We start from the raw sequence: 8436 nt of genomic DNA on the forward strand, positions 1-8436 counted from the left end.
CTGCTGCTGGCCGCCGGAAAGCTCGTGGATCTTGCGGCGGCCATAGCCGGCGAGCCGCACCATGGCCAGCGCCTCGCCGGCCCTCAAGGAGATCTCGCGCGACGACAGCCTGGGCCTCGCCTGGCGCAGCCCGTAGGCGATGTTGTCCTCGACATCGAGATGCGGAAACAGCGCGTATTGCTGGAACACCATGTTGACCGGCCGCCGGTAGGGCGGCGTGCCTGCCATGTCGCGGCCGCGGATCAGCACCTGGCCTTCGCTCGGCTGCTCGAAGCCGCCGATCATGCGCAAGCAGGTCGTCTTGCCGCATCCGGACGGCCCGAGCAAAGCGACAAAGGCGGAGGGCGGGATCGCAAGGTCAATGCCGCTGACCGCGATGACCGCGCCGTAGCGTTTGGTGACCGCGCGAAACTCGATATCGGGCGCTGCAGTCAAAGGCGGGCTCCAGGGCGAGTTGATTTCGAAACGCTACCAGAGCCAATGCCGGCTAGTATATACCTCGCCGGTGGTATATTTAGCCTATTTTATCATTTAAAGGGGTATGAATTGGCCGTTTCCCGCAGCGATGACTACAACGGGCTCGGCGCCGTCATCGCCGCGACGCGCGAAGCTGGCAGCGATCATTTCGGCCGCGCCATCGTCGGCTGGCTGCGCGGCCATGTCAGCTTCGATCATTGCGTCATCTTCGGCTATAGGGGCGCCGCGCGCCCGCCGCTGCTGTTCGAGACCTTCTCGCCGGCCGAGAGCCACGTCTTCGTCGCGCTCTATCAGGACGGCCCCTACCTGCTCGACCCGTTCCACCATGCGGCGGTCGAGCGCAAGGAAGGCTTCTGGCGCATGCGCGAACTGGCGCCGGACCGCTTCTATGCCAGCGAGTATTACCGCTCCTACTACAGCCAGACCAAGCTCGCCGAGGAGGTCGGCTTCTTCGTCCCGCTGCCGGGCAAGGACGCGCTGGTGCTGTCGCTGATGCGGCTGCGCGCCTCGGGTTCGTTCGGCACCGCCGACGCCAGGCTGCTGCGCGACATGGCCCCGGCGGTGATCGGCCTGGTCAGGCTGCGCTGGCCGAACCTGCCGGCCGACGAGCCGGCGACGACACCGCGCGGCGAGGCGGCGGCTGTTCCTAGCGAATTCGACCGCGCGCATATCTGGAAGAGCCTGTCGCTCACCTCGCGCGAAAAGCAGGTCGTCGACCTGGTGCTTCAGGGCCACTCGACGGAATCGATCGCGCGGGCGCTCAGGATCGTGCCGGGAACCGTCAAGGTCCACCGCCGCAACATCTACCGCAAGCTCAAGATCAAGTCGCAGGCCGGCCTCTTCGCGCGCTTCGTCGAGATCATTGACGCGCAGATCGGCTGAGCGCGGAGGTCATCGGCTCGACGGCCGCGAACACTGCGCTCGCCTCGCTGACGATCGAGACATGATCCCTGGCGGCCTTGCCCGCCGCCGCGCCGTCGCCGCGCATGATCGCGGTGACGATCAAATCGTGTTCCTGCCAGGATTTGGCCAGCCGGCCGGGCAGCATGAACTGCGCCCGCCGGAACGGCGCCAGCCGGCTGCGCGTCGTCACGGTCAGGTCCTGGATATGCGCGTTGTGGGCGCCACGATAAAGCCGGCTGTGGAACTCGGTGTTGAAATACTCGTAGTCCTCCTCGGCGCCGAGCTGCACCAGGCGCGCCGAGGCCTGATGTTCCATCTCGAGCGCTCGGCGCTCGCCACCGGTCATGCGCTCGGCCGAGAAGCGCGCGCAGATCGCTTCCAGCTCGGCCATGCTTTCGAACATCGAGGCGAGATGCTCCTGCGTCACCACGGCGACGATGGCGCCGCGGTTGGGCCGCCTCTCGACCAGCCCCATGGCGCTCAGATGGCCGAGCGCCTCGCGGACGGGCGTGCGCGAAACGTCGAAGCGGGCGGCTAGCGAGACCTCGTCGAGCCTTTCGCCGGGGCGCAGATAGCCGGTGACGATGCGGTCCGCGATCGCCCTCACCATCTGATCCACGGTCGTGCCCGACCTGACCAAGCTGCGCTTTGCCGACACGTCTCCTCCGTCCAGTTTGTTGCAGGCAGACCCGCGAGGTGGACGGCTCCCGGGCTGAATTTCGACTCAAGGCTGCACCTGTATGCCTAGATTTTAACCTCAATGTCAAACTGGTCATTTATCAGGCAAAAAGTGCATGCACTTGCCTTGCGTTTATGCAGAGCCTCTAAACCCACACATTGATTTTATTGCGAAAAAGCAAGCTTTGAAACTGGCACAGTGATTGCATGCACTTTTCCAGTGGATAGCAACCGGCCCGGAGATCGGGTCCAAAAAGGGGAGCATTCGATATGACCGCGAGATTCAAACTTAGCCGCCGCGATCTGCTCAGGACCTCCGCCGCCGGAGCGGCGCTCGGTCTGGCCTCGGCAGCCTTTCCGATCCGCAGGGCGTTCGCCGCGTCGGCGACCGTCGGCTTCATCTATGTCGGCCCGAAGGACGACTACGGCTACAACCAGGCGCATGCAGAGGGCGCGGCGACGCTGAAGAGCATCGAGGGCATTTCCGTCGTCGAGGAAGAGAACGTTCCCGAGACGGTCGACGTCCAGAAGACGATGGAATCGATGATCAACCTCGACGGCGCCTCGCTGATCTTCCCGACCTCCTTCGGCTATTTCGATCCGCATATGCTCGCCATGTGCGCGAAGTTCCCCGACGTGCAGTTCCGCCATTGCGGCGGGATGTGGAACAAGGACAAGCACCCGATGAACGCCGGTTCCTATTTCGGCTATATCGGCATGGGCCAGTATCTGAACGGCGTCGTCGCCGGTCACGCCTCCAAATCGAAGAAGCTCGGCTTCGTCGCCGCCAAGCCGATCCCGCAGGTCCTGCTCAACATCAATTCCTTCCTGCTCGGCGCCCGTTCGGTCGATCCGGCGATCACCTGCCAGGTGATCTTCACCGGCGAATGGTCGCTGGCGGTCAAGGAGGCCGAGGCCACCAACGCGCTGGTCGACCAGGGCGCCGACGTCATCACCTGCCATGTCGACAGCCCGAAGGTGGTGGTCGAGACGGCCGCCGGCCGCGGCGCCTTCGTCTGCGGCTATCACGCCAACCAGAGCCCGCTGGCACCGGAGAAATACCTGACCGGAGCGGAATGGAACTGGGCCAAGGTCTACAAGATGTTCGTCGATGACCTCATCGCCGGCACGCCGCTGCCCAATTTCACCCGCGGCGGCCTGGCCGACGGCTTCGTCAAGATGAGCCCGCTCGGGCCCGCCGTGAACGAAGTGGCCCGCAAGCAGTTCGACGGCACGCTAGCCGACATGATGAAGGGCGGCTTCTCCGTCATCAAGGGCCCGCTGAAGAGCAACAAGGGCGTCGTCGTCGCCACTGGAGGCCAGGCCTTCGCCGAGACCGCCATCGAGCTTGAAAGCATGGACTATCTCGTCGAGGGCGTCGTCGGCTCGACCGCCTGAGCCGACTAAGGGAGTCGGGACGATGACGGACACGGTGAGCAGCGCGGACATGCCGGCCATTCTCGGTGCCAAGGGATATCGGGCGGCGCTCGAATGGACCGCCAGGCGAGCTGAGGCGTTTGTCATTCCGCTCGCGGCGCTGGTCGTCGGCATGGTGCTGTTCAGCCTGTTCGTGGCGCTGGTCGGCAAGTCGCCGGTCCAGCTATACGAGACCATGTGGCGGGGCGGCTTTGGGTCCTGGTTCTCGATCCAGAACTCGCTGTCGCGCGGCGCTCCGCTTCTGCTCGCGGCGCTCTGCGTGGCGCTGCCCGCGCGCCTTGGGCTGGTCGTCATCGGCGGCGAGGGCGCGATCGTGCTCGGCGGCGTCGCCGCCGCCGCCATTGGTGTGGTGCTGAATGGCGCGCCATCCTTTCTCGTCATCCTCCTCATGGGCGTGGGGGGCGTGGCCGCCGGCGGCATCTGGATTGGTGCCGTCGGCGCGCTCCGCCATTACCGCGCCGTCAACGAGACCATCTCCAGCCTGCTGATGGCCTACATCGCCATCGCGCTGATGAATTACCTGGTTGAAGGCCCGCTGCGCGATCCGGCCTCGCTCAACAAGCCCTCGACCCAGCCGCTCGCCGACATCTACCGCATCGGCAACATCCTGGGCATGGAGGTGCATTGGGGCCTCGTCGTCGGCATCCTCGCCTGCGTGCTCTCCTGGCTGCTGATCGAGAAGACCCGCTGGGGCTTCGCCGCTCGCATCGCCGGCGGCAATGTCAGGGCGGCGCAGGTGCAGGGCCTTGCCGTCGGCCCGCTGATCGTCGGCTTCACCGCGCTTGCCGGCGGCTTCGCCGGGCTTGCCGGAATGCTGGAGGTCGCCGCCGTGCAAGGCAGCGCCAACGGCTCGCTCGCCGCCGGCTACGGCTATACCGGCATCCTCGTTGCTTTCCTTGCCCGCCACAATCCGCTCGCCATCATCCCGGTCGCCATCCTGCTCGGCGGCATCGACGCCTCCGGCGGCCTGATCCAGCGCCGCATGGACCTACCCGATGCGACCGTGCTTGTGCTGCAGGGCATGCTCTTCATCGTCATCCTGTTCAGCGAGACCCTCTACGGCCGCTTCAAGCCCTTCAACCCGGACCTCTGGCAGGGGCCTGATGTCCTGAAGGGGAGCGCCTGATGGAAACGACCGACATCGGCCTCTGGGGCGTGCCGCTCGCCATACTGGGCGGCGCCATCCGCGTCTCCACCCCCTTCATCTTCGTGTCGCTCGGCGAAGCCATCACCGAGCGCTCCGGCCGCATCAATCTCGGCCTCGAGGGCACGCTGGTGTTCGGCGCCATGAGCGCCTACGCGGTCGCCGTGATGACCGGCTCGCCATGGCTCGGCCTTTTTGCGGCGGCAATCGCCGGCCTCTGCTTCGGTCTCTTCCATGGCTGGATCTGCAAATTCCCGAAGGTCAACGACATCGCCATCGGCATCGCCCTGATGCTGTTCGGCTCTGGGCTAGCCTTCTTCTTCGGCAAGCCGTTCATCCAGCCCTCGGCGCCGGACCTGCCAGCGATCCCGTTCGGTGCCTGGTCGAACATCCCGCAGGTGCAGGCGGCGCTCAACGTCAACGTGCTGTTCCTGATCGGAGCAGCGCTTGCCGTCTTCCTCTGGTGGGCCTTCCGCAACACCCGTGTCGGCCTGATCGTGCGCGTGGTCGGCGACAGCGCCGATGCCGCGCGCGCCATGGGCCTCAACCCGAACACGGTGCGTCTGCTCGCCACTGGCGTCGGCGGCGCGCTGGCCGGCATCGGCGGCGCCTACCTGTCGCTCTACTATCCCGGCAGCTGGACGGAGCGCATCTCGTCGGGCCAGGGGCTGATGGCGGTGGCGCTGGTCATCTTCGCGCGCTGGAACCCGCTCGGCTGCTTCGCCGCCGCGCTGCTGTTCGGCGGCGCCGGCGCCCTCGGTCCTGCGCTGCAGTCGGTGGGCGTGACGCAAGGCTACTACCTGTTCTACGCCGCGCCCTACATCCTCACCCTCATCATCATGATCGCCACCTCGTCGCCGAGCCGCACGCTCGCCGGCGCGCCGGGCGAACTGTCGATCACCAAGTGACCCTCCCAGGAACCGCTCGCGAGACCGGAGTTTTGCCATGAACGCCAGAGCCGAGATCACCCAGCGCTACATCGACGCCGATCCCTATCCCTGGCCCTACAATGGCGATCTGGGGCCGGACAACACGGCGCTGATCATCATCGACATGCAGACCGATTTCTGCGGACCGGGGGGCTATGTCGACCATATGGGCTATGACCTGTCGCTGGTCAGGGCGCCGATCGAGCCTATCAAGTCGGTGCTCTCCGCCATGCGGGCCAAGGGTTACACCATCATCCACACGCGCGAGGGCCATCGCCCCGACCTTGCCGACCTTCCCGCCAACAAGCGCTGGCGCTCGCGCCGCATCAATGCCGGCATCGGCGACCCCGGCCCTTGCGGGCGCATCCTGGTGCGCGGCGAGCCGGGCTGGGACATCATCCCCGACCTCTATCCGGCCGAGGGCGAGCCGATCATCGACAAGCCCGGCAAGGGTTCGTTCTGCGCCACCGACCTCGAACTGATCCTCAACCAGCGCGGCATCGCAAACATCGTGCTCACCGGCATCACCACCGATGTCTGCGTGCACACCACCATGCGCGAGGCCAACGATCGCGGCTTCGAATGCGTGATGCTGGAGGACTGCTGCGGGGCGACCGACTACGGCAACCATCTGGCGGCGATCAAGATGATCAAGATGCAGGGCGGCGTCTTCGGCGCGGTGTCGAATTCCGCCGCGCTCGTCGCCCAATTGCCGTGAGGGACCGGCGATGAGCGGAACTCCCCATCGCAAGGCGATCGGCGTCGAGACCATCGGCATGACCATGCGCTTCGGCGCCTTCACGGCGCTCGACGACGTCTCGATCAAGGTGCTGGCCGGCTCCTTCCACGCCCTGCTCGGCGAGAACGGCGCCGGCAAGTCGACGCTGGTCAAATGCATGATGGGTTTCTACCACCCAACGTCGGGCGACATGCTGGTCGACGGACGCGAGGTGACGATCGCCAGCCCCAGGGATGCCTCGGCGCTCGGTCTCGGCATGGTCTACCAGCATTTCACGCTCGTCCCGTCGCTGACCGGCGCCGAGAACCTGGTCATCTCGCGCGAGAAGGTGCCCGGTGTCATCGACTGGCGCAAGGAGCGCGGCGCGCTTGCCCAATTCATGGAGCGCATGCCCTTCAAGCTGCCGCTCGACGTCAAGGTGGCCGAGCTCGCCGCCGGCGAGAAACAGAAGCTTGAGATCATCAAGCAGCTCTACCTCGGCCGCAATTTCCTGGTCCTGGACGAGCCGACATCCGTGCTTACCCCGGGCGAGGCGCAGGAAGTGCTTGGCCTGGTGCGCGGCATGACCATGGCCGGCGATCTCACCGTGCTGATGATCTCCCACAAATTCCATGAGGTCACGGCATTCGCCGACGACATCACGGTGCTGCGCAAGGGCAGGCTCACCGGGACCGGCAAGGTCGCCGACCTTTCTCACCGAGAGATGGCGGCGATGATGATCGGCGACCAGCCGATCGCCGCCCTGGACAGCCGCGTCGAGCCTAAGCCGGACGCCGAGATTGTGCTCAAGGTGAAGGCACTGAGGGCGCCCGACCGCACCGGCCACAAATCGATCGACATCGCGGATCTCGGCGTTCGCTCCGGGGAGATCGTCGGCATCGCAGGCATCTCCGGCAACGGCCAGAAGGAATTTCTCGAAGTGCTGGCCGGGCAGCGCCCGCGCAATGGCGGCGAGGTGATGGTGCGCGGCTCCGCCTATGCGGCGACGCGGGCAGAGGCGCGCGCCCTCAACGTGCGGCTGATCCCGGAGGAACCGCTCAAGAATGCCTGCGCGCCGAGGATGACAGTCGCCGAGAACATCGCCTTCCGCACCTTCGACGTGGACGGCAACGGCAAGCCGGTGAGCTGGATCAGCGCCGGCGCCATCAAATCCTTCAGCGCCCGGCTGGTCGAGCAGTTCAAGGTCAAGACGGCTTCGCTCTCCTCACCCATCGCCTCGCTGTCGGGCGGCAACGTGCAGCGCGCGGTGCTCGCCCGCGAGCTCACCGGCGAGGTCGACCTGCTGATCGTCTCCAACCCGTGCTTCGGCCTCGACTTCTCCGCCGTCGCCGAAATCCGCGCCCGCATCATGAAGGCGCGCAATGCGGGGGCAGCGGTGCTGCTGATGTCGGAAGACCTCGATGAACTCCTGGAACTCTCCGACCGCATCCTCGTGATGTCCGACGGCGCGCTCGTCTACGAGACGCCGATCGCGCAGGCGAGCGTGCAGACGATCGGCGAGCACATGGCGGGGCATCACTGATGGCGGAAATCGCAGCACAGCCCTTCGCCTTCGCCTTCAAGCCCGAGGCGACGGCGCTCATTGTCATCGACATGCAGCGCGACTTCGCCGAGCCGGGCGGCTTCGGCGCCAGCCTCGGCAACGACGTCAGCCGGATCACCGCGATCGTTCCCACGGTGAAGCGGCTGATCGAAGGCTTTCGCGCCGCCGGCCTGCCGGTGATCCACACCATGGAGTGCCATCGGCCCGACCTGTCGGACCTGCCGCCCGCCAAGCGGGACCGCGGCAACGCGTCGATCCGCATCGGCGATGTCGGTCCGATGGGGCGCGTGCTGATCGCCGGCGAACCGGGCACCGCGATCCTCGACGAGCTCGCGCCCCTGCCCGGCGAGATCGTCATCGAGAAGCCCGGCAAGGGCGCCTTCTACGCGACCGGCCTCGGCGAAGACCTGAAGCGGATCGGCGCCCGGCAACTCATCTTTGCCGGCGTGACGACCGAGGTCTGCGTGCAGACGACGATGCGCGAGGCCAACGACCGCGGCTACGAGTGCCTCGTCGCCGAGGACGCGACGGAAAGCTACTTTCCCGAATTCAAGGCGGCCGCCCTGGCGATGATCCGGGCGCAGGG

Annotated in this window: 9 protein-coding genes; 7 read left to right on the forward strand and 2 right to left on the reverse strand. The window is 66.1% G+C overall.

Features of this window, described 5'->3' with window-relative positions; translation table 11 throughout:
* A partial coding sequence (locus EOA33_RS15610; protein WP_145989158.1) for an ABC transporter ATP-binding protein occupies positions 1-435 on the reverse strand: 435 nt, incomplete at its 3' end.
* A 111-nt stretch (positions 436-546) separates the two neighbouring features.
* Between EOA33_RS15610 and EOA33_RS15615 the strand changes: the two genes are divergently transcribed.
* Complete coding sequence (locus EOA33_RS15615) at positions 547-1359, forward strand: LuxR C-terminal-related transcriptional regulator (RefSeq protein ID WP_126058172.1); 813 nt, start codon at positions 547-549, stop codon at positions 1357-1359.
* Here EOA33_RS15615 and EOA33_RS15620 read toward each other — a convergent pair.
* Positions 1337-1990 carry a GntR family transcriptional regulator gene (locus EOA33_RS15620; RefSeq protein ID WP_245455777.1) on the reverse strand — a complete coding sequence of 218 codons (654 nt, stop codon included), beginning with the start codon at positions 1988-1990 and terminating at the stop codon, positions 1337-1339. The genes EOA33_RS15615 and EOA33_RS15620 overlap by 23 nt on opposite strands.
* Before the next feature lie 338 nt (positions 1991-2328).
* Here EOA33_RS15620 and EOA33_RS15625 point away from each other — a divergent pair, with 338 nt between their 5' ends.
* The 6 genes from EOA33_RS15625 to EOA33_RS15650 all read left to right on the forward strand — a co-directional run.
* A complete protein-coding gene (locus tag EOA33_RS15625; protein ID WP_126058171.1) occupies positions 2329-3456 on the forward strand; it encodes a BMP family ABC transporter substrate-binding protein in 1128 nt (375 codons plus the stop codon).
* Positions 3457-3505: 49 nt separating this feature from the next.
* A complete protein-coding gene (locus EOA33_RS15630; RefSeq protein WP_245455775.1) occupies positions 3506-4621 on the forward strand; it encodes an ABC transporter permease in 1116 nt (371 codons plus the stop codon).
* Positions 4621-5547, forward strand: coding sequence for an ABC transporter permease (locus EOA33_RS15635; RefSeq protein ID WP_126058169.1), 927 nt, complete (start codon positions 4621-4623; stop codon positions 5545-5547). The genes EOA33_RS15630 and EOA33_RS15635 overlap by 1 nt, the downstream gene beginning before the upstream one ends.
* A gap of 37 nt (positions 5548-5584) precedes the next feature.
* Positions 5585-6286 carry an isochorismatase family cysteine hydrolase gene (locus EOA33_RS15640; protein WP_126058168.1) on the forward strand — a complete coding sequence of 234 codons (702 nt, stop codon included), beginning with the start codon at positions 5585-5587 and terminating at the stop codon, positions 6284-6286.
* A gap of 10 nt (positions 6287-6296) precedes the next feature.
* Complete coding sequence (locus tag EOA33_RS15645) at positions 6297-7829, forward strand: ABC transporter ATP-binding protein (protein WP_127400021.1); 1533 nt, start codon at positions 6297-6299, stop codon at positions 7827-7829.
* Positions 7829-8436: isochorismatase family cysteine hydrolase (locus EOA33_RS15650; RefSeq protein ID WP_145989159.1), on the forward strand; the 608-nt coding region annotated here is incomplete at its 3' end. The genes EOA33_RS15645 and EOA33_RS15650, both read left to right, overlap by 1 nt.

Source organism: Mesorhizobium sp. M4A.F.Ca.ET.050.02.1.1 (assembly GCF_003997725.1).
GTDB lineage: Bacteria > Pseudomonadota > Alphaproteobacteria > Rhizobiales > Rhizobiaceae > Mesorhizobium.